This window comes from Corynebacterium axilliensis (assembly GCF_046097495.1).
Classification (GTDB): Bacteria; Actinomycetota; Actinomycetes; order Mycobacteriales; family Mycobacteriaceae; genus Corynebacterium.
In genome coordinates this window covers 482713-503334 of record NZ_CP175768.1, presented here as the reverse complement: position 1 = coordinate 503334, position 20622 = coordinate 482713, and the positions used below count along the sequence as shown (strand labels likewise).

Here is a 20622-nt window from a genome sequence, read left to right as displayed (position 1 = left end):
TGAAAAGGTGTGCGCGCTGCCGCTACTTGAGGAACTGGTCGTAGCCGTCTGCCTCAAGCTGGTCAGCCAGCTCGGCGCCGCCGGTCTTGATGACGTGGCCGTCAGCAAAGACGTGGACGAAGTCCGGAGTGACGTAGTTGAGGATGCGCTTGTAGTGGGTGATGAGGAGGATGCCACCGTTGGTCTCCTCCTGGTAGCGGTTGATGCCCTCGGAGACGACGCGCAGGGCGTCGACGTCCAGGCCGGAGTCCGTCTCGTCCATGACGGCGAACTTCGGCTTGAGCAGATCGAGCTGCATGACCTCGTGGCGCTTCTTCTCGCCGCCGGAGAAGCCCTCGTTAACGGAGCGGTGCGCAAAGGACTTATCGATGGAGAGCTTCTCACGAGCGTCCGTGAGCTCCTTGTTCCATTCGCGCAGCTTCGGGGCCTCGCCGCGCACGGCGGTGACTGCGGAGCGCATGAACTGGGCCATTTTCACGCCCGGGACCTCAGTCGGGTACTGCATAGCCAGGAAGAGGCCGGCGCGGGCGCGCTCGTCCACCTCCATCTCGAGGAGGTTTTCGCCGTCGAGCAGCACCTCGCCCTCGGTGACCTCGTACTTGGGGTGGCCAGCGATGACGTAGGACAGTGTGGACTTGCCAGAACCGTTCGGGCCCATCACGGCGTGGGTCTCACCGGACTTGATGGTGAGGTTGACACCCTTGAGGATCTCTTTCGGCTCGCCGTCCTCCTCGTTGGGGAGCACCTGCGCGTGGAGATTCTTGATTTCCAGAGTAGACATGGAGTTAGTACCTGCTTTCGGGAAGTGTTAAGCGTTGATCTTAGCCAGCTCGTCGACGACGCGGGATTCCAGAATCCTCGCGCAGGGACTCGACCGGGATGCGGGAGATGACTTCGGAGAAGAAGCCGCGAATGATGAGGCGGCGGGCCTCGGCGGCAGGGATACCGCGGGACATGAGGTAGAACAGCTCAAGGTCGTCGAAGCGGCCTACGGTGGCGGCGTGACCAGCACCAACAATCTCTCCGGTCTGGATCTCCAGGTTCGGGATGGCGTCCGCGCGCGCACCCTCGGTAAGGATGAGGTTGTTGTTGGTCTCGTAGGTATCGGTGTTGTTCGCGTCCTTGCGGATGAGCACGTCACCGACCCAGCAGGTACGAGCCTCCGGGGTTCGGGAGTTCGAACCCGCCTCTTCCTTCTCCGCGGCGGAGGCGCCCTGCAGAGCACCCTTGTAGAACACGCGGGAGCGGCAGTTCGGCACGTCATGGTCCACCAGCAGGCGGTTCTCGAAGTACTGGCCGGCGTCGGCGAAGTAGACGCCAAGCAGCTCCGCGTCGCCGCCGGGGCCGTCGAAGACCACGCGCGGGACAAGACGGACGATCTCGCCGCCGAAGATGGCGGCGTTGTGGCGCAGCACCGCGTCGCGGCCGAGCTTGGCCACCTGGTGCGAGAGGTGCACTGCGTCGTTCTCCCAGTCGGCGTCTACGACGACGGTGACCTGAGCGCCATCGTCCAGCACGAACTCCACGTTGTCCGCGTGGGTGCCGGAGCCGACGTACTTAAGCACAACGGTGGCCTCGGTGTGATGGCCTACGTGGATGGAGGTGGCACCGAAGGACGTCACGCCCTCGCCCGCGCCGGTGATGGTGATCTCCACCGGCTTGTCCAGCTGCTTCTCGGCATCGATCGTGATGACCTGCGCCTCCGGCATGGACGTCCACGCCTGCGCGGCTACGCGGTCGGCGGGGGCGCCGGCGGTGCCCAGTCGGGCGTCGTCAGGCGCGACGGTCTCGGAGGTCACGCCCTCCGGAGCAGCGACCTCAATTTTCTGCGCGGTGGCCGGGGCGAACTCGCCGTTGTGCAGGCCACGCAGGTTACGCAGGGCAATGAAGCGCCATACCTCGTCGCGGCCGTGCGGGACCGGGAAGTCCTCGACGTTAAACGAGGTGAACTGATCGCCCTTGGTGACGTCAGCGGGGTTGAATTCGTTGGAGGCTACCACTTAGCCCACCGATCCTTCCATCTGCAGTTCGATAAGACGGTTCAGCTCCAGGGCATATTCCATCGGGAGCTCCTTGGCAATCGGCTCGACAAAGCCGCGCACGATCATGGCCATGGCCTCTTCCTCGGCAATGCCGCGGGACATGAGGTAGAACAGCTGCTCCTCGGAGACCTGGGAGACAGTTGCCTCGTGGCCCAAAGTGACGTGATCGTTGCGGATGTCGTTGTACGGGTAGGTATCCGAACGCGAGTTGTTGTCCACCAGCAATGCGTCGCACTCGACGTTAGCGGTGGAGTTCGAGGCGTTGTTGTTGACCTGCACCAGACCGCGGTAGGCGGCGCGGCCACCGTTGCGAGCCACCGACTTGGACACGATATTGGAGGAGGTGTTCGGCGCCATGTGAATCATCTTGGAGCCGGTGTCCTGCACCTGGTTGTCCGCCGCGAAGGCCAGGGAAAGCACCTCGCCCTTAGCGTGCTCACCGGTGAGCCAGCAGGACGGGTACTTCATGGTCACCTTGGAGCCGATGTTGCCATCGACCCATTCCATGGTGCCGCCTTCTTCCACCTTGGCGCGCTGAGTCACCAGGTTGTAGACGTTGGTGGACCAGTTCTGGATCGTGGTGTAGCGGCAGCGTCCGCCCTTCTTAACCACGATCTCAATAACGCCGGTGTGCAGGGAGTCCGAGTTGTAGATCGGGGCCGTGCAGCCCTCGATGTAGTGGACGTATGCGCCCTCCTCCACAACGATGAGGGTGCGCTCGAACTGGCCCATGTTCTCGGTGTTGATGCGGAAGTAAGCCTGCAGCGGGATGTCCACGTGCACACCCTTCGGCACGTACACGAAGGAACCGCCGGACCAGCAGGCGTTGTTCAGCGCGGAGAACTTGTTGTCGCCGGCCGGGATCACGGTGCCGAAGTACTCCTGCAGGATCTCCGGGTACTCACGCACAGCGGTATCGGTATCGACGAAGATAACGCCCTGGGCCTCAAGGTCCTCGCGGATCTTGTGGTAGACCACCTCGGACTCGTACTGAGCGGCCACGCCGGAGACCAAGCGCTTCTTCTCTGCGTCCGGGATACCTAGCTTGTCGTAGGTCTCCTTGATATCTGCCGGAAGGTCGTCCCAGGTCTGGGCCTGCTTCTCGGTGGAGCGGACGAAGTACTTAATGTTGTCGAAGTCAATGGCGGACAGATCCGGGCCCCAGGTGGGAACCGGCTTCTTATTAAACACGCGCAAAGCCTTGAGGCGCGACTCGAGCATCCATTCCGGCTCGTTCTTCTTCTCCGAAATGTCGCGGACGACATCCTCGCTCAATCCGCGGTGTGCTGCCTGGCCGGCTTCGTCGGAATCGTGCCAGCCGTAGTCGTAGCCGCCGATGGAGGAGATGATCTCGTCATCGCTCATCTTGGTCTCAAGCCCTGGTGCTGGTTGTGCCTGTGTCAAAGCCCGCTCCTTTCTCGTCGTTTCTCATCGATTAGCGTTTATTGTCCGTCCGCCGCCCGCACGGCTTGCGCGTCCTGCGCAGCCGGTGCCGAGGGCGGAACGGGAGTAATGGGGATATTTGTGGTGCAGATGCCATGGCCATCAGCAATGGAGGCCAAGGGCTGCACGTGTGTTCCTAACAAGGCAGAGAAGACTTCCTGTTCCGCCTCGCACAGCTCCGGGTGCTCCGCGGCCACGTGAGCCACCGGGCAATGATGCTGGCAGATCTGCACGCCGTGGCCCACGGTAGTGACTGTGGCAGCGTAGCCGTGGGCATCCAGTATCTCCGCCAGCTGCTGAGCTACCTCCGGGACCGATTCATCCTCGGTCACCAGCGGCTTCACGTCCTCCACGAGGCGCTCGAAGCGAGCCCGTGCGAAGCGGCGAACCGCCTCCGGCCCCCCGGCATCCCGCAGCGCGGTCAGCGCTTCCGACGCAAGCTCGTCGTAGGCGTGTCCGAACTGAGCACGGCCCTGATCGGTGAGGCGAAAGTGTTTGGCTGGGCGGCCACGGCCCGCCGCGTGGCCCGGGCGGGCCGGCGGGCGGCGGTGGACCACCTCAGTAAGTCCTTCTTCAACCAAGATGTCTAAATGCCGGCGGATGCCGGCGGCCGAGAGACCAAGCCGCTCGCCCAAGTACGAGGCCGTGACCGGGCCATCCTTGAGAAGCAACAACATGACATGACGGCGGGTGTCCCCCTCGGTAGAGCGGGTCTCCTTATTTTCCTTAGCCACGGTGTACACCTCCTCAAGTGCGTTCTCGTGTGCGTTAAAGCCGTCTCTGTTTAGACAACACTAGTGTTCCTTAATTCATTCCCGATTTCCACTTTTTCGCTGCATGTCGCGCCGACTGCCCGCACTGACCGCGAGCGTCTAAGGTAGACACTCATGGAGAAGCAGCGCCACTACACCCGATCGGGGCGGTTCGAACGCGCCCTGTGGGGCGTGCGGGAGGAGCTGCCCCGCATGGGTTTCCCCGGCTCCCGCTCGGCCCAGCTGCACGAAGACGACCCCGCGGCGCTTTCCGGCGGCCTCCACGAGGCGCATCGCCGGACCATCGCGCAGTTGCGCACCTTGTTCGCTCTGCGGTGGATAGGAACCACCGGTGCGCTGCTCATCGCCCTCGGCGGGGTGGGGGCCGGCGCACTGCCGGTGGTGGGAAACCCGTACGAGTCTTTCCCCTTCGGCTCACTGATGGCCCGAATGCTGCAATCCGCATCCGCCCTCGTCTTCATTGGCGTAGCATTCATGGTCCTGGCGTGGGTGGCCATGGCGTTTCTCGTGGGCGCACCGCTGCGCCGACGCTCGGCCGACGGTCATGTTGCCCCCGAGCGGTTCAGCCACGCGCCACACGTGGTTACGCAGTCCCAGATGTGGCGCACGTGGCTCGGGTGGGTCCTCCCCTTCCTGGCTACCGCTCCCCTTTTCACGCAGGATATTTACTCCTACCTGGCTAACGGCTCCATCGTGCTCCAAGGCCTCGATCCCTATTCTGCCGGCCCGGTGGAACTGCTCGGCACCGCGGACGACCTCGCACGCTCAGTGCCGTTTATCTGGGCAAACTCGCCTTCGCCGTACGGCCCGGTAGCCCTGGGGCTTGCTGCCGCGGTGAGTTGGCTGACCGGCAATTCGATTGCCTGGGGGGTGTTGCTACACCGCGTGCTGTCGTTGATCGGAATCGTCGCCGCCGGCTGGGCCATCACCCGACTCGCCGCGCGCTGCCGAGTCACGCCGGAAGCAGCACTGTGGCTTGGCATCCTCAACCCCCTGACCATCCTGCACTTGGTCGGCGGTATTCACAACGAGGCCGTCATGCTCGGCTTGGCGCTGGTCGGCGTGGAGCTGGGCCTGCGAGCGGTCGACGATTCTCCAGCGCAGCGCTGGCACCCCTGGGCGCTCTGTGCCGCATCGGGCGTGCTGATCTCCTGCGCCGGAATGGTCAAGGTCACCGGCTTCATCGGGCTCGGCTTCGTCGGGATGGCCCTGGCGCGCAGGTTCATGCAGAAGCGCGTGTGGTCGGCGCTGCGCGCGGTCCTGACCGCCAGCTTCATCCAGCTCGCAGTGCTGGCCGTGTCCATCGTGCTCGTCACCTTGATTACTGGCATCGATATTGGGTGGATCTTCGGGCAAGGCGGCGCGGCAACTATTCGCTCATGGCTGTCCACCACGACGTCGATAGGCGTCGGCGCTGGCTTCCTTGGCATGCTCCTAGGGCTGGGGGATCACACCGAGGCGATCCTTACCGTGACGCGCGCCGTGGGTGTCTTGATCGCAGTAGCGTTCATGGGCCGCATGCTTTTTGCCACCTTGCGCGGGGCCATTCACCCCGTGGGCGGGCTCGGCGTTTCTACGTTCGTTCTCGTGGTGTTCTTCCCCGTGGTCCAGCCGTGGTACATCCTGTGGGCGGTCCTGCCCTTGGCGGCGTGGGCGAACCGCCGCTTCTTCCGTATGGCGGTGGTGATCTATTCCTCCGTGATGAGTTTCATCGTGCTTCCGCGCGGCCTCGGATTGCCGCCCGGCACGGTGCTGGCCATCTATCTAGCCGCCCTTGGAACCTTTGCTGTGGTGGCCGTAGTCGGATGGGTGGCATTGCGCAGAACGGGTGTGCGTGTCCTAAACTAGGCCTTCGTGAACTCCCCAGCTATCCCTGCCCACCACGGCGAAGAACCAGCGCTTTCCCTGGACGATGTAGTTAAAAGCTACGGTGAGGTCGCCGCCGTGAATGGCCTGACCTTCCAAGTCAACCGCGGCGAAATCCTCTGCCTGCTGGGCCCCAACGGAGCGGGCAAAACCACCACGATCGAGATGTGCGAGGGCTTTAAGAAACCCAGCGCAGGGCGGATTTCCGTTTTGGGACTCGACCCCGCACGTACCCCGGACGCGGTGCGCGCGCGGATCGGAATCATGCTGCAGGGCGGCGGTTCCTACTCCGGCATCAAGGTCCGAGAGATGCTGCACCTGAGCGCCTCCTATAACGAGGACCCTCTCGATCCCGACTGGCTGCTGGACTCCCTGGGACTGGGCGGCGTGGCCACCAACACCTACCGCCGCCTCTCCGGTGGCCAGCAGCAGCGACTGTCCCTCGCCTTGGCCATCATCGGCAGGCCGGAACTGGTCTTTCTGGACGAGCCCACCGCCGGCATGGATGCGCAGTCGCGCTTGGCCGTTTGGGAGCTTATCCGCTCACTGCGCGCCGACGGCGTGACCGTGGTTCTCACCACACACCTCATGGATGAGGCCGAAGCGTTGGCGGACCGCGTGGTCATCATCGATCACGGCGAAATTGTCGCCAGCGGCACCACCAAGGAGCTCATGGACTCCGCTGACACCCCGCAGGTCAGCTTTGAGACCGCCACGGAGGTAGATCTGGCGGCGTTGCACCACGCGGGCATCGCCGCCGAAGCCATTCGGCCGCTGCACTACCGGCTCGTTACCTCCGTGACCCCGGACATCATCGCGACCTTAGCCGGCGCGCTGGCCGCCCAGAACGTGACGTTGCGCAGCCTGGATACCTCTCACCGCAACCTCGAAGATGTCTTCCTCGACCTTACTGGCCGCGAACTCCGCAGCTAGGCCCCTCCCCAACCCTGTCCACGACCCACCCCAACCCTGTCCACGACCCACCCTCAACCCCAAGGAGACTCCCCCCATGAGCACCTTCGCCCCCGGCACCTTTAGCCCCAAACCGAAACGCGTGGGCGTGGCCGCCATGGCCCGGGCGCAAGGCACAATCGAGTCCAAGCTCATGTTGCGCCACGGTGAGCAGCAGCTGCTTAGCGTCGTCGTGCCCTTGGCCATCCTCATCGGTGCGGCGCAGATGAAAGACATCACGGGGCATGGCGTGGAAGAGATCTTCCCCATGGTCCTCGCTGTGGCGGCAACCTCTTCCGGTTTCACCGGGCAGGCCATCTCTCTTGCCTTTGACCGACGCTACGGAGCGCTCAAGCGCACGGGCGCCTCGGGGGTGCCGGCCTGGGCCATCGTGGTGGGCAAGATCCTGGCGGTTTTGTCCATGGTGGTCGTCCAAGTGGTGGTCCTCGGCGCGGTGGCGGCGTTCTTGGGCCTGCGCGTGGGCCCAGCGGGCATTGCCGTCGGCGCGCTGACGCTAGTACTCGGTGTAGCCACCTTTACGGCCTTGGGCCTACTGCTGGGCGGCACGCTGAGCTCAGAAATCGTTCTGGCGGTGGCCAACCTCATCTGGTTCCTGCTCCTCGGCGTCGTGGGCTGGGCCATGTATTCGCAGGGGCTGGGCAACGATGGCCTCCTGACCGTGGTGCCGACGGTGGCCCTGGCCAGTGGGCTAGACAATGCGTTCACGGGTACCTTCCCGGGATTCCAGCTCCTGGTGCTGGCGGGCTGGGCGGCGGTGGCGTCGTTTGCCGCGGTGCGTTGGTTCCGTTTCGAGGGCTAAATGTGACTTTTCTCCCCAGCGGGCTCTCAAGCGCCGTGGTATTAGTTCCGGTGGCGCCCGAGCGGTAGGCTATTAAGCCGTGAGTACCGCCAATTCGTCGACAGTTCAAAGCCCCGCCCGGCCCACCGCATCCACCGCCGGGCCCTCCGTGAAGACGCAGCGCATCATCGCGCTCATCCTTCTGCTCTGCCAGGCGGGTATTACCGTCTCCGGAGCGGTGGTGCGCGTGACGGGGTCCGGGTTGGGCTGCGTCACGTGGCCGAACTGCCACCCAGGTTCGCTGGTGCCGCTCGCCGGCGCCGCGCCGATGCTGCACCAAGCCATTGAGTTTGGCAACCGCCTGCTTACCTTCGTCGTTGGTGCTGCCGCCGTGGCCACCATCGTGGCCATGCACCGCGCGCACCGCCGCACGGAGCTCAAGGTGTATGCCTGGCTGGGGCTGGCCGGTATTGCTGTCCAGGCGCTCATCGGCGCCCTGTCCGTCAAACTCCAGCTGTCGTGGTGGTCCGTCGCTCTGCACTTCCTGCCCTCCATGGCGCTGGTGTGGATCGCCGCCATGCTGTATTCCCGCATCAATGAGCCGGACAACGGCACACCGACTCGCATCTTCCCCGCCGCTGTGCGCACCACGGCCGTCATCGCCGCCGTGGCGCTCGGCATTGTTCTGCTCACCGGCACGTTCGTTACCGGTTCCGGCACCCACTCGGGTGATGCTGGCGTGGGCATGGAAGGCCGCCTCGGCGTCGACACCTACGGGATGGCCGTCATCCACGCCGTGTGCATGTACGTCTACCTTGCGCTAACTCTGGTGGTGGCTTTCTTGCTGCACCGTACCAACGCACCGGCGCCCGCGAAGAAGGCCGGCTGGGTCCTCATCGCTTGCATTCTCATCCAGTGGGCCATCGGTGTCGCACAGTTCTACATGCACATCCCCCGCTGGACGGTGCCCTTCCACGTCGGCATGTCCTCCGTAGTCACCGCGTACACCGCGTTGCTGTGGGCACACGGCAAGCGCCGCATTACACCCCACACAACCCACGCCTCCTAAGCCTCCGGAAAGCCCTACAGGCCCACGTGCACGAAGCCCAGAAGCACTGTGGGCCTTTTTGCTGCGACTTTCCTGCGATGCCGCAGGATTGTCCGTTAACCTGTAGCTATGCATGCTATTCAGGTGACCCAGACAGGAGGACCCGAGGTCCTCACCTACACCGACGTCGACGCCCCGGCCCCCACGGACGATCAGTTGCTGGTCAACGTCACCGTGGCCGGGGTCAACTACATCGACACCTACTACCGCGAGGGTATCTACAACGCCTCTGTGCCCTTCATCCCCGGCTTTGAGGGCGCCGGCCGGGTGGTCCACGATCCCAAGGGGGAAATCGCCGAGGGCACCATGGTGGCTTGGGACCACGCCTTTGGCTCCTATGCCGAGCAGGTCTGCGTCCCCCGCGAGCGCGTCGTTGCCGTCCCGGATGAGATCCCGTCTGCTGTTGCAGGCTCAATGCTTCTGCAGGGCATGACTGCCCACTACCTCTCCCAGGGCGTGTACCAACTCGGGGAAGGCGCTTCCTGCCTCATCACCGCCGGTGCCGGCGGAGTGGGCTTGGTGCTGACCCAGATGGCGAAGGCACTCGGCGCCACGATCTACTCGGTGGTGTCCACCGATGAGAAGGAGGCCCTGGCGTACGAGGCCGGCGCGGACCACGTCTTTCGCTATGGCAGCGGTTTGGCGGAGCAGGTTCGCCGCCACAACGGCGGCCGCGGCGTCGACGTGGTCTATGACGGCGTGGGCAAGGCGACGTTCCAGGAGTCCCTCGAGGTCGTGCGCCCCCGCGGCACCGTGGCGCTCTTTGGCGCGGCGTCGGGCCCGGTGGAGCCCATGGATCCGCAGCTGCTCAACAAGCACGGCTCCATCTTCCTTACCCGCCCGTCGCTGGGCGCATGGACGGCCCAGGAGGGAGAGTTCCAGATGCGCGCGCAGGCGGTGGTACAGGCGGTCACGGAGGGGGACGTGAGCTTCCGGGTTTCGGCGGAATACCCGCTTGCCGACGCCGCACGGGCCCACCGCGACCTACAGGAGCGAAAGACCACGGGGTCCATCGTGCTCCGCGTCCGCGAAGACTAATTCCTGTCGGTCCCTCCTGGGGGGCAGGGCCTAGAACAGCGCCGCTGACCAGCCCAGCATCCGGCCGATGGGCTCCCAGCCCAGCACGGCGTCGATAGACAGGCCGATAAACAGCACGGACAGGTAGTTGTTGGAGTAGATAAACAAGCGCATGGGCTTGACCTTGGCGCCCTGCTTGACCCCCTGATGCAGGCGGATGGCCATGGCTAAGAACACCGCGCCGGAGGCTACTGCCGCCACGAGGTAGATCCACGAGGCAGCCGGAATGATCAGGAAGGTCACGATCACGGTGCCGACGGTGTACCACACGATCTGGCGGGTGACTTCCTTCTCCGGGGCCACGACCGGCAGCATCGGCACTCCTGCCTTGCGGTAGTCCTCCTTGTACTTCATGGCCAGCGCCCACGTGTGCGGCGGTGTCCAGAAGAAGATAATGAGGAAGAGCACGATGGCCTGCCACCAGCGGTCCGGCTCCCCTGCCGGGGCGTTGTCACGGATAACGGCCCAGCCCACCATGGCGGGCATGCAGCCAGCGAGGCCACCCCACACAATATTCTGCGAGTTCCGCATCTTGAGGAACTTGGTGTAGACGAACACGTAGAAGAAGTTCGTGAGCAGCACGAAGAAGGCCGCGAGCCAGGAATGCGCCAGCACGCCCAGCCAGAAGACGGACAGAGCCAGCATGATCCAGGCAAAGATGGCGGCATTGCGGCGCGAAATCTTCGCGCGCACCAAGGGCCGTGCGCGGGTGCGCTGCATCTTCTGGTCGATTTCATAGTCCACGACGTTGTTAAACGTGTGCGCTGCCGCGGCGCCCATCCAGCCGCCGAAGATGGTGGAGATAATGAGCCAGAAGTTAGAGGAGACGGCTTCGAAACCGCGCTCCGCTTGGAGCATGGCCGGGATTGCCGCCACGAGGAGGAGCTCGATGATCCTCGGTTTCGTGAGCGCAAAGTAGGCCTTGATGGTCTCCAAGGAACTATCCTCCGTCTATCCCGCTACGACAAGCGGCTCGGGTCTGGTGTGTAGGTCTGAAGTAGTTGTCGGCCCCAGGGTGCCAAAAGTTCCCGGCATCGTCTTGGGCGCCGTCATAGCGCCGTACGTGGCGCTGTCAACCATGCCAGCCTACCGCTCACGACGTGGTTTCAATAATTCCCCGCCGGGGGATCAAAAACCTTTACACTGTTAGACGGTATATCTGTTTCCAGAAGCGAAGTGAGGTTTCCACCGTGTCGCACGATAAGTTGTCCCCAGAACTGCAGGCTATGGTCCAGCGCCGCTATCCGTCTGACTGGAGTGACCTCGACACTCGCGCCGTGGATACCGTGCGCGTGCTGGCTGCCGATGCCGTCCAGAAGTGCGGTTCGGGCCACCCCGGCACCGCCATGTCGCTCGCCCCGCTGGCATACACCCTCTACCAGCGCGTGCTCAACCACGATCCGGCTGACGTGCACTGGGCTGGCCGCGACCGCTTCGTTCTCTCGGTGGGCCACTCCTCGCTGACCCAGTACATTCAGCTCTTCCTCGGCGGTTTCGGCCTCGAGATGGAGGACCTGAAGTCCTTGCGTACCTGGGGCTCGAAGACCCCGGGCCACCCGGAGGTGCACCACACCGACGGCGTGGAGATCACCACCGGCCCGCTGGGCCAGGGCTTGGCGTCGGCAGTCGGCATGGCCATGGCGGCGCGCAAGGAGCGCGGGCTGTTCGATGGCTCCGCCCCCGCCGGGGAGTCCCCCTTCGACCACTTCGTCTACGTCATCTCCTCGGACGGCGACCTCCAGGAGGGGGTTACCGCGGAGACGTCCTCGCTGGCCGGCACCCAGCAGCTGGGCAACCTCATCGTCTTCTGGGATGACAACCGCATCTCCATCGAAGATGACACCAACATTGCCTTCAATGAGGACGTGGTCAAGCGCTACGAGGCCTACGGCTGGCACGTGCAGACGGTGGAATCCGGCGAGGACGTCGAAGCGCTCGAAGCAGCCGCGGCTGCAGCTCGCGCGGAGACCACTCGCCCATCCTTCATTCGCGTGAAGACGGTCATTGGCTACCCTGCCCCGAACAAGATGAACACCGGCGGCGTGCACGGTGCCGCCTTGGGTGAGGACGAGGTGGCCGCCACCAAGGAGATCCTCGGCTTCGACCCGGAGCAGTCCTTCCACATCGATGCGGATGTCCTTGAGCACACCCGAAAGTTGGCCGAGCGGGGAGCTGAGAAGCACGCGCAGTGGCAGGAGAAGTTCGACGCGTGGGCGGCTGCCCATCCGGAGGAGAAGAAGCTCTTCGACCGCCTCCAGGCGCGTGAGCTCCCGGAGAACTTCGCCGCCGAGCTGCCGACCTGGGAGCCGGGAGAGTCTCTGGCCACGCGTAAGGCCTCCGAGGCCGCCATCCAGGCCCTGGCCGCGGCCCTGCCGGAGATGTGGGGTGGCTCCGCTGACCTGGCCGGGTCCAACAACACTGTGATCAAGGGCGCGGATTCCTTCGGCCCGGAGTCCATCACCACCGGCGCGTGGGCCGCGCAGCCGTACGGGCGCAACCTCCACTTCGGTATCCGCGAGCACGCGATGGCAGCCATCATGAACGGTATCGCCCTGCACGGCAACACCCGCGTCTACGGCGGCACCTTCCTTATCTTCTCCGAGTACCAGTACCCCGCCGTCCGCCTGGGCGCTCTGATGTCCACGGACACCTACTACGTATGGACGCACGACTCCATTGGTCTGGGCGAAGACGGCCCGACGCACCAGCCGGTGGAGACCCTGGCGGCTCTGCGCGCTATCCCGAACTTGTCCGTTATCCGCCCGGCCGACGCCAACGAGACCGCGCAGTGCTGGGCCGCAGCGCTGGAGCACAAGGCCGCCCCGAAGGGCCTGGCCCTGTCACGCCAGGGCCTGCCGGTTCTGGAGGGCACCAAGGAAAAGGCGCCTGAGGGCGTGCGCCGCGGTGCGTACATCCTTGTCGAAGCATCCAAGGACTCTCCGGACGTGATCCTGCTGGCTACCGGCTCCGAGGTGCAGCTTGCGGTGGAGGCCGCACAGCAGCTGGAGGCCGAGGGCACCGCGACCCGCGTGGTGTCCGCTCCCTGCCTGGAGTGGTTTGATGAGCAGGATGCTGAATACCGCGAGTCCGTTCTTCCCTCCTCCATTCGCGCCCGCGTCTCGGTCGAGGCTGGCGTGTCCCTGCCGTGGCACAAGTACACCGGCACCTTCGGCCGCACTGTCTCCCTCGAGCACTTCGGTGCCTCCGCCCCGGCCGGCACGCTCTTTGAGGAGTTCGGCTTCACCGCGGAAGCCGTCGCTGACGCCGCCCGCGCCGCGCTGAACGACGCCGCCTAGATTCACCATTCCTGGAAAGGACAACGCAAAACACCATGACTCATATTGACGAGCTCGCACAGATCGGTACCTCCACGTGGTTGGATGATCTCTCCCGTGAGCGTTTGGAATCCGGCAACCTGCGCGAGCTTCTCAGCACCAAGTCCATCGTCGGCGTTACCACCAACCCGGCTATCTTCGCTGCCGCGATGTCCACTGGCACCGCCTACGATGCCGACATTGCCACCCTGCGCGACAAGGGCACCCCGGCTGACGACGCCGTCTATGCCCTCGCCATCGACGACGTGCGTGCGGCGTGCGACCTATTCACGGAGATTTACGAGTCTTCGCAGGGCCGCGATGGCCGCGTGTCCATCGAGGTAGACCCGCGCATCTCCGCCGACGCCGAGGCCACCCTGGCGCAGGCGCGTGAGCTGTGGGCCGCGGTGGACCGCCCCAACCTGATGATCAAGATTCCGGCCACCGCCGGCTCCCTGCCGGCTATCGCCGACGCGTTAGCAGAAGGCGTCTCCGTCAACGTCACCCTGATCTTCTCCGTAGAGCGCTACGCCGAGGTCATCGCCGCCTACAAGGACGGCATTCGCCGCGCGGCCGCCGCCGGCAAGGACGTCTCCACCATCCACTCGGTGGCATCCTTCTTCGTCTCCCGCTTGGACACCGAGGTGGACAAGCGCCTCGAGCTCATCGGCACCGACGCGGCACTGGAGCTGCGCGGCAAGGCCGGCGTGGCCAACGCGCAGCGCGCGTATGACCTCTTCATCCGCAGCTTTACACAGGACTCTGCGCAGGACGCCGAGGCGCTCCCGGAAGGAGCAAACCTCCAGCGCCCGCTGTGGGCGTCGACTGGCGTGAAGAACCCGAACTACCCGGCCACGCTGTACGTGTCTGAGCTCGCTGGCCCGGATACGGTGAACACCATGCCGGAGAAGACCATCGATGCAGTCCTGGAGCAAGGCAACCTCCACGGCGACGCGCTGCGAGGGACCAAGGACAACGCCGACCAGGTCTTCGCGCAACTCGCGGAGGTCGGAATCGACTTCGACGATGTCTTCGCCGTCCTCGAGCGTGAGGGCGTGGACAAGTTTGTCGCGGCCTGGGAAGACTTGCTGGCTTCGATGACTGACCGCTTGGCCTAAGCAAGTTAGTCTTAGACTGGTTTATATTCACTTCTCCGCCTCCCGCTGCCCCCGCGCGCCCCACCGCTTTCCAGGCAACTGTCGGTGGTTGGGCGCGTGGCACTATGCTGGGCGGTTGGACTTTACTCACACAGACCGAAAGGACACTTAGTGAGCACAACCAGCGCGTGGGTCAACCCGTTGCGCAACGCGAAAGACAAGCGCCTACCCCGCATCGCTGGGCCATCCGGCATGGTGATCTTCGGCGTCACCGGTGACTTGGCACGCAAGAAGCTGCTCCCGGCAATCTATGACCTTGCCAACCGCGGTCTGCTGCCCGCCGGCTTCACCCTTGTGGGTTACGGCCGCCGTGAGTGGGACAAGGAGGCCTTCTGCGCCTACGTACGCGAAGCCGCTGAGGCTGGAGCTCGCACCACGTTCAAGGAACACGTGTGGGAGCACCTGGCGCAGGGCATCGAGTTCGTGCGCGGCAATTTCGATGACGAAGGCTTCGACCGCCTGTCTTCCCGCCTCAGCGAGCTCAACAGCTCCCGCGGTACTGGCGGAAACTGGGCCTACTACCTTTCGGTCCCGCCGGAGTTCTTCTCCAATATCTGCCACCAGTTGGAGCGCGTCGGGATGGCCAACAGCACCGATGGCTCATGGCGGCGCGTGATCATTGAAAAGCCGTTCGGCCACGACCAAGAATCGGCCCGCGAGCTCAATGAGATTGTCAACGCCGTCTTCCCGGAGTCCTCGGTCTTCCGCATCGACCACTACTTGGGCAAAGAGACCGTCCAGAACATCCTGGCGCTGCGCTTTGCTAACCAGATCTTTGAGCCGATGTGGAACGCGCACTACATCGACCACGTCCAGATCACCATGGCGGAGGACATTGGCCTGGGAGGCCGTGCCGGCTACTACGACGGCATCGGCGCCGCACGCGACGTGATCCAAAACCACCTCCTGCAGCTGTTGGCTCTCGTGGCCATGGAAGAGCCCTCCTCCTTCGATCCGGAGGCATTGCAGGCGGAGAAGATCAAGGTACTGCGCGCGACCAACGCGGTGCACCCGCTCAACAAGACCACTGCCCGCGGGCAATATTCGTCTGGCTGGCAGGGGTCCGAATACGTCAAGGGGCTGCGCGAAGAAGAGGGCTTCGACCCAGAATCCACCACGGAGACCTACGCGGCGTGCACCCTCGAGGTCAATTCCCGCCGCTGGGCCGGCGTCCCGTTCTACCTGCGCACCGGCAAGCGCCTGGGACGGCGCGTGACGGAGATTGCCCTGGTGTTCAAGACGGCTCCGCACCAGCCCTTCGATAAGGGCCAGGCAGACGGCCTGGACCAGAATGCTGTGGTCATTCGCGTCCAGCCGGACGAGGGCGTCACAATGCGCTTTGGCTCCAAGGTCCCCGGGTCCACCATGGAGGTGCGGGACGTCAACATGGACTTCGCCTACGCCGAGGCGTTCACGGAGGAATCCCCGGAGGCCTACGAGCGCCTTATCCTGGACGCGCTGCTGGATGAGTCCTCGCTCTTCCCCACCAACGAAGAGGTCGAGCTGTCCTGGTCGATCCTGGACCCCATCATCGAGTACTGGGCTGAAGCCGGCCAGCCGGAGCAATACCGCGCGGGCACGTGGGGGCCCGAGTCCGCTGATAAGATGCTGCGCCGCCAGGGCCATTCCTGGCGCCGGCCATAGGTTTCTAGGAGGAATAGCCGCATGATTATCCCCTTGCCAGACACTACGACGCGTCAGATTTCCCAGAAGCTGGTGGAGATGCAGGAGCACTACACCCTCACCACTGGGCGCGTCCTCACCTTGATCGTCATGACGGAGGACGGCGACGACCTGGACAACCTCCTGGCCTCCGTCCGCGACGCCTCCCACGAGCACCCCTCGCGCGTCGTCGTCATTGCAACTGGCAGTGCCGAGGACGACACCCGTCTGGACGCGGAGCTGCGCGTCGGCGGCGAGGCCGGTGCCTCCGAGATCGTGGTGATGCACCTCCACGGAGCTTTGGCAGACCAAGCAGAGGCAGTGGTTACTCCCCTGCTGCTGCCGGATACTCCGATCGTGGCGTGGTGGCCCACCGCCTGTCCGGAAGTTCCGTCCGCGGTACCCATCGGTGCCCTGGCGCAGCGCCGCATCACCAACGTGGCATTCGGTGAGGGCGTAAACCAGTACGACCTGCACCTTCTGTCTAGCGGCTACCAGCCGGGTGACTCGGACATGTCCTGGGGCGCTATCACGCTGTGGCGTGGCATCGTCGCCTCCGCGCTGGACCGGCACCCGCACGAGGACGTCACCTCCGTGGAGATCGCCGGCGCGCACAACCACGCGGCCGTGGACTTTGCGGCGGGCTGGCTTCTGGACTCCCTCTCGGTCCCCGTCACCCGCTCCGACGCCGAGGTGTCGGAGGGCGCATTCCCCATCACGTCACTTATCTTCCATCGCCCCACCGCAGACGTCTCGGTGACGGTAGTGGATGACAGCACGGTGAAGGTCACCGTTCCCGGGTCGCCGGAGTCCCTGGTGAGTCTCACCGAGCGCGCAGAGGCCGAGGTGCTCTCGGAGGAACTGCGTCACCTCGACCTGGACCGGACATACGCCCACGCTCTTCGCGCTTTGGGGCGCGTGGACTACAGTGAGAAGCAATAGATACACAGTCGTTACGAAGGATTTTCCTGCACAATGGTTACTCTTCACCGCGTCAGCGATGTAGACGAGCTCATATCCAGCGCCGCGAAGGCATTTATTGATGTCATTGCGGCGGCCCAGGCCCCGGGTGGGGGCCTCCACAACGACGGCGTGGCGCGCGTCGTCCTCACGGGAGGCGGTGCAGGTATCGGACTGCTCCGCGAACTCGCGCGCCTGGACCGCGCGGCCAAGGATCAGGGACCTGACTTCCCAGCGCTCGCCGTGGACTGGACGCGAGTGCACGTGTTCTTCGGCGATGAGCGCAACGTGCCGTCCACGGATCCTGACTCCAATGAGGGACAAGCCCGCGAGGCTCTTCTTGGCCCGGTGGGCGTTCCGGAAGACAACATTCACGGCTTCGATCTGGGCGCCATCTCCATGGAGCACGCCGCTCAGGCCTACGAGGGCGAGATTCGCGAGTTCGCACCCGAGGGCTTCGATCTCCACTTGCTGGGCATGGGCCCGGAAGGCCACATCAACTCCATCTTCCCGCACTCTGAAGCGGTGTACGAGACGGAAGATTTCGCGGTCCCCGTCCATGACTCCCCCAAGCCGCCGGCAGAGCGCGTGACGCTGACCTACCCGGCCGTCAATCGCTCCCAGCGCGTGTGGCTCTTGGTCTCAGGCGAGCAGAAGGCAGAGGCCGCAGCCCAGCTGGTGGCCGGCGCTGCTGCCGAGGACTGGCCTGCCGCAGGAGCTCACGGCACCGAGGAGACCGTCCTCTTCCTCACCGACGACGCCGCCGAGGAGCTCTAAGCTACTCCCCCCTCGGCCGAGTTTCCTCCACGCATAGCGAAGGCCCCGCCTCTGGCCTCCTGGATTTCCAGGAAGCGTCAGGGCGGGGCTTTGCGCTACCGTCTGCACAGAGCGCTGTGCGCTCTGGCTTAGCGGCTTAGCCGCTAAATGCCTGCAGCAGGTTCAGCGCGATGATGCACGCCAGCCAGATGATCACCATAACAACGGTGTAGCGGTCCAAGTTCTTTTCCACGACAGTGGAACCAGAAAGATTGGACTGCACGCCGCCACCGAAGAGGCTGGACAGACCGCCGCCCTTGCCCTTGTGCAGAAGCACGAAGATGGTCATAAGGATTGCGGCAATCACCAAGATGATTTCCAGTGCCAAGATCATGAATAGGTTCCTTGTTTACACGTTGTGACCGGGATTGTGCGCCCGCGGCCGAGAATACCCGGCCGGCGCAAGACATTGTTCGATAATACACCATAAAGCGGGACGGAAACCATTCCGACCCGCTGTGGTGCGTGAGGGAAACTCATTTGAGTTTCGCCCTCAGCGCGCTAGCTACTGAGCGACGGTTGCGGCGTTAGCAGCCAGCTTGGCAAAGTCGTCGCCCTTAAGGGAGGCGCCGCCAACGAGGCCACCGTCGACGTCCGGCTTGCCCACGATCTCAGCCACGGAGTCAACCTTGACGGAGCCGCCGTACAGAATGCGGATGCCCTCTGCAACGTCGTCGCCGGCGAGCTCACGAACGAGCTCGCGGATTGCGGCGCAGACTTCCTGAGCGTCATCAGCGGAAGCGACCTTGCCCGTACCGATTGCCCAGACCGGCTCGTAGGCGATAACGGTCTTGGACAGCTGCTCAGCGTCCAGGCCCTCGAGGGAGTTGCGGGTCTGGGTGACCACGTAGTCAACGTGGGTGCCCTTCTCGCGCACGTCGAGCGGCTCGCCGACGCAGACGATCGGGCTGATGCCGTGGGACAGCGCGGCGGCTGCCTTCTCGGCTACGAGCTTGTCGGTCTCGCCGTGGTACTGACGGCGCTCGGAGTGGCCCACCACTGCCCAGGAGCAGCCCAGTGCTTCCAGCATGGAGCCGGAAACTTCGCCGGTGTAGGCACCGGACTCGTGCTTGGAGATGTCCTGGGAGCCGTAGGTGAACTGCAGCTTGTCGCCCTCGACCAAGGTCTGGACGGTGCGGATATCCGTGAACGGAACCATGAAGGCCACGTCGACCTTCTCGTAGTACTCCTTGGGCAGGGAGAAGTCGAACTTCTGCAGGGAGCTGATTGCTTCCTTGTGGTCGAGGTTCATCTTCCAGTTACCAGCAATAAGCGGGGTACGTGCCATGATATGCCTTTCTAGAGGTGTCTAAAGGGAGGACCGGTGTGGGGGCGGCTTAGGCCTCGAGGACCTTCACGCCCGGCAGCTCCTTGCCCTCAAGGAACTCGAGGGAAGCGCCGCCACCGGTGGAGATGTGGCTGAAGCCGTTCTCATCCAGGCCGAGCAGGCGGACGGAAGCAGCGGAGTCGCCGCCGCCGACGACGGTGAAGGAACCGTTCTTAGCGGTGGCGTCGATGATGGCCTGTGCCACGCCGGCGGTGCCCTTGGAGAAGGCCTCCATCTCGAACACGCCCATCGGGCCGTTCCAGAAGACGGTCTTGGAGGTAGCGATGACCTCGTCGAACTTCTTCACGGACTCCGGTCCGACGTCGAGGGACTGCCAGCCCTCCGGGATGCCGTCGAGCGGGACAACCTTGTTCTCGGCGTTAGCATCGAAGTCAGTGGCAGCAACGAGGTCAACCGGCAGGACGATCTTGTCGCCGAAGCGCTCAAGCAGGTCCTTGCAGTTGTCGATCTGGTCCTCCTGGAGCAGGGACTTCTGAACGTTGTAGCCCTTGGCTGCCAGCAGGGTGTAGCACATGCCGCCACCGATGATGACCTTGTCAGCCTTGCCAGCCAGCGCCTCGATGACGCCGAGCTTGTCAGATACCTTGGCGCCGCCGAGGACGACGACGTACGGGTGCTCCGGCTTCTCAGCCACGGCAGCCAGGGTCTCAACTTCCTTCTGGACGAGCTTGCCGGCGTAGGCGGGCAGGCGCTTGGCAACGTCGTACACGGAAGCCTGTGCGCGGTGGACCACGCCGAAGCCGTCAGAGACGAAAGCGCCGTTGTCGGCAGCCAGGCCGACGAGCTCGTCGGCGAAGGCTCCGCGCTCGGCCTCGTCCTTGGAGGTCTCACGAGCGTCGAAGCGGACATTCTCCAGCAGGAGGACGTCGCCGTCGTTCAGGCCGTTAGCGCGCTCGTGTGCGTCCTCACCGGACACATCGCCGGCCAGGGCGACGAACTGCCCCAAGGCCTCGGAAAGCGCCTCAGCGACCGGAGCCAGGGAGTACTTCGGGTTGACTTCGCCCTTCGGGCGGCCCAGGTGTGCGGACAGGATGACCTTTGCGCCACCCTCGATCAGCGCCTTGATGGTCGGCAGCGAGGCGGTGATACGACCGGAGTCGGTGATGTTGCCCTCATCGTCCAGCGGGACGTTGAAGTCGGAACGGACAAGGACGTGACGGCCGGTAACGCCCTCAGCGAGCAGGTCGTCCAGAGTCTTGAAAGCCATAGTGATTCTCCTTAAGGGAAGTGATTGACTAACTAAAATCGTACGTATTTTTCCGCGCGCACGAGCGCAGATAGACGACAACCGGCCCAGCGCACGCCA

The 20622-nt window shown here is 64.2% G+C and carries 17 protein-coding genes and 1 pseudogene; 10 read left to right on the top strand and 8 right to left on the bottom strand.

Translation table 11 applies throughout. The annotated features are described in order from the left end of the window. Positions 1-22: 22 nt before the first annotated feature. The 4 genes and pseudogenes from sufC to ACKFR8_RS02430 all read right to left on the bottom strand — a co-directional run bounded on the left by sufC (position 23) and on the right by ACKFR8_RS02430 (position 4219). Positions 23-781, bottom strand: a complete 759-nt coding sequence (gene sufC / locus ACKFR8_RS02445; RefSeq protein ID WP_296131710.1) for a Fe-S cluster assembly ATPase SufC — start codon at positions 779-781, stop codon at positions 23-25. A gap of 27 nt (positions 782-808) precedes the next feature. Next, positions 809-2000: pseudogene (gene sufD, locus ACKFR8_RS02440) on the bottom strand (Fe-S cluster assembly protein SufD). Beyond that, the gene (sufB, locus tag ACKFR8_RS02435; RefSeq protein ID WP_408930487.1) at positions 2001-3446 is read right to left on the bottom strand and encodes a Fe-S cluster assembly protein SufB; all 1446 of its coding nucleotides are present in this window, start codon (positions 3444-3446) and stop codon (positions 2001-2003) included. A gap of 38 nt (positions 3447-3484) precedes the next feature. Next, complete coding sequence (locus ACKFR8_RS02430) at positions 3485-4219, bottom strand: helix-turn-helix transcriptional regulator (protein WP_306508085.1); 735 nt, start codon at positions 4217-4219, stop codon at positions 3485-3487. Between the two features lie 153 nt (positions 4220-4372). Here ACKFR8_RS02430 and mptB point away from each other — a divergent pair, with 153 nt between their 5' ends. From mptB to ACKFR8_RS02405, 5 genes are all read left to right on the top strand, one after another. Beyond that, entirely contained in the window at positions 4373-6106 is a 1734-nt protein-coding gene (mptB, locus tag ACKFR8_RS02425; RefSeq protein ID WP_306508084.1) for a polyprenol phosphomannose-dependent alpha 1,6 mannosyltransferase MptB, read from the top strand. A 6-nt stretch (positions 6107-6112) separates the two neighbouring features. Continuing rightward, complete coding sequence (locus ACKFR8_RS02420) at positions 6113-7057, top strand: ABC transporter ATP-binding protein (protein WP_306508083.1); 945 nt, start codon at positions 6113-6115, stop codon at positions 7055-7057. 76 nt (positions 7058-7133) lie between these two features. Next, the gene (locus ACKFR8_RS02415) at positions 7134-7895 is read left to right on the top strand and encodes an ABC transporter permease (protein WP_306506857.1); all 762 of its coding nucleotides are present in this window, start codon (positions 7134-7136) and stop codon (positions 7893-7895) included. 79 nt (positions 7896-7974) lie between these two features. Next, entirely contained in the window at positions 7975-8943 is a 969-nt protein-coding gene (locus tag ACKFR8_RS02410; RefSeq protein ID WP_408930486.1) for a COX15/CtaA family protein, read from the top strand. Positions 8944-9051: 108 nt separating this feature from the next. Beyond that, positions 9052-10020 (top strand): quinone oxidoreductase family protein, encoded by a 969-nt coding sequence (locus tag ACKFR8_RS02405; RefSeq protein WP_296131734.1) that lies wholly within the window; start codon positions 9052-9054, stop codon positions 10018-10020. Positions 10021-10050: 30 nt separating this feature from the next. On the opposite strand, the gene ACKFR8_RS02400 is transcribed toward ACKFR8_RS02405, so the two are convergent. Continuing rightward, positions 10051-10995, bottom strand: coding sequence for a heme o synthase (locus ACKFR8_RS02400; protein WP_306506858.1), 945 nt, complete (start codon positions 10993-10995; stop codon positions 10051-10053). A gap of 290 nt (positions 10996-11285) precedes the next feature. Between ACKFR8_RS02400 and tkt the strand changes: the two genes are divergently transcribed. The 5 genes from tkt to pgl all read left to right on the top strand — a co-directional run bounded on the left by tkt (position 11286) and on the right by pgl (position 17929). Next, entirely contained in the window at positions 11286-13355 is a 2070-nt protein-coding gene (gene tkt, locus ACKFR8_RS02395; protein WP_408930967.1) for a transketolase, read from the top strand. A gap of 35 nt (positions 13356-13390) precedes the next feature. After that, a complete protein-coding gene (tal, locus tag ACKFR8_RS02390) occupies positions 13391-14491 on the top strand; it encodes a transaldolase (protein WP_306506859.1) in 1101 nt (366 codons plus the stop codon). Between the two features lie 231 nt (positions 14492-14722). After that, entirely contained in the window at positions 14723-16174 is a 1452-nt protein-coding gene (gene zwf, locus ACKFR8_RS02385; protein WP_373692264.1) for a glucose-6-phosphate dehydrogenase, read from the top strand. Between the two features lie 21 nt (positions 16175-16195). Continuing rightward, the gene (locus ACKFR8_RS02380; protein ID WP_408930485.1) at positions 16196-17134 is read left to right on the top strand and encodes a glucose-6-phosphate dehydrogenase assembly protein OpcA; all 939 of its coding nucleotides are present in this window, start codon (positions 16196-16198) and stop codon (positions 17132-17134) included. A 33-nt stretch (positions 17135-17167) separates the two neighbouring features. Beyond that, positions 17168-17929, top strand: coding sequence for a 6-phosphogluconolactonase (pgl, locus tag ACKFR8_RS02375; protein ID WP_408930484.1), 762 nt, complete (start codon positions 17168-17170; stop codon positions 17927-17929). Between the two features lie 136 nt (positions 17930-18065). Here the strand turns inward: pgl and secG are convergent, their stop codons facing one another. The 3 genes from secG to ACKFR8_RS02360 all read right to left on the bottom strand — a co-directional run bounded on the left by secG (position 18066) and on the right by ACKFR8_RS02360 (position 20523). Further along, positions 18066-18302, bottom strand: coding sequence for a preprotein translocase subunit SecG (gene secG, locus ACKFR8_RS02370; protein WP_296131751.1), 237 nt, complete (start codon positions 18300-18302; stop codon positions 18066-18068). A 171-nt stretch (positions 18303-18473) separates the two neighbouring features. Next, positions 18474-19256, bottom strand: coding sequence for a triose-phosphate isomerase (tpiA, locus tag ACKFR8_RS02365; protein WP_296131754.1), 783 nt, complete (start codon positions 19254-19256; stop codon positions 18474-18476). Between the two features lie 49 nt (positions 19257-19305). Beyond that, positions 19306-20523: a phosphoglycerate kinase gene (locus ACKFR8_RS02360; RefSeq protein ID WP_408930483.1), complete on the bottom strand. Its 1218-nt coding sequence runs from the start codon at positions 20521-20523 to the stop codon at positions 19306-19308. Positions 20524-20622: the final 99 nt, after the last annotated feature.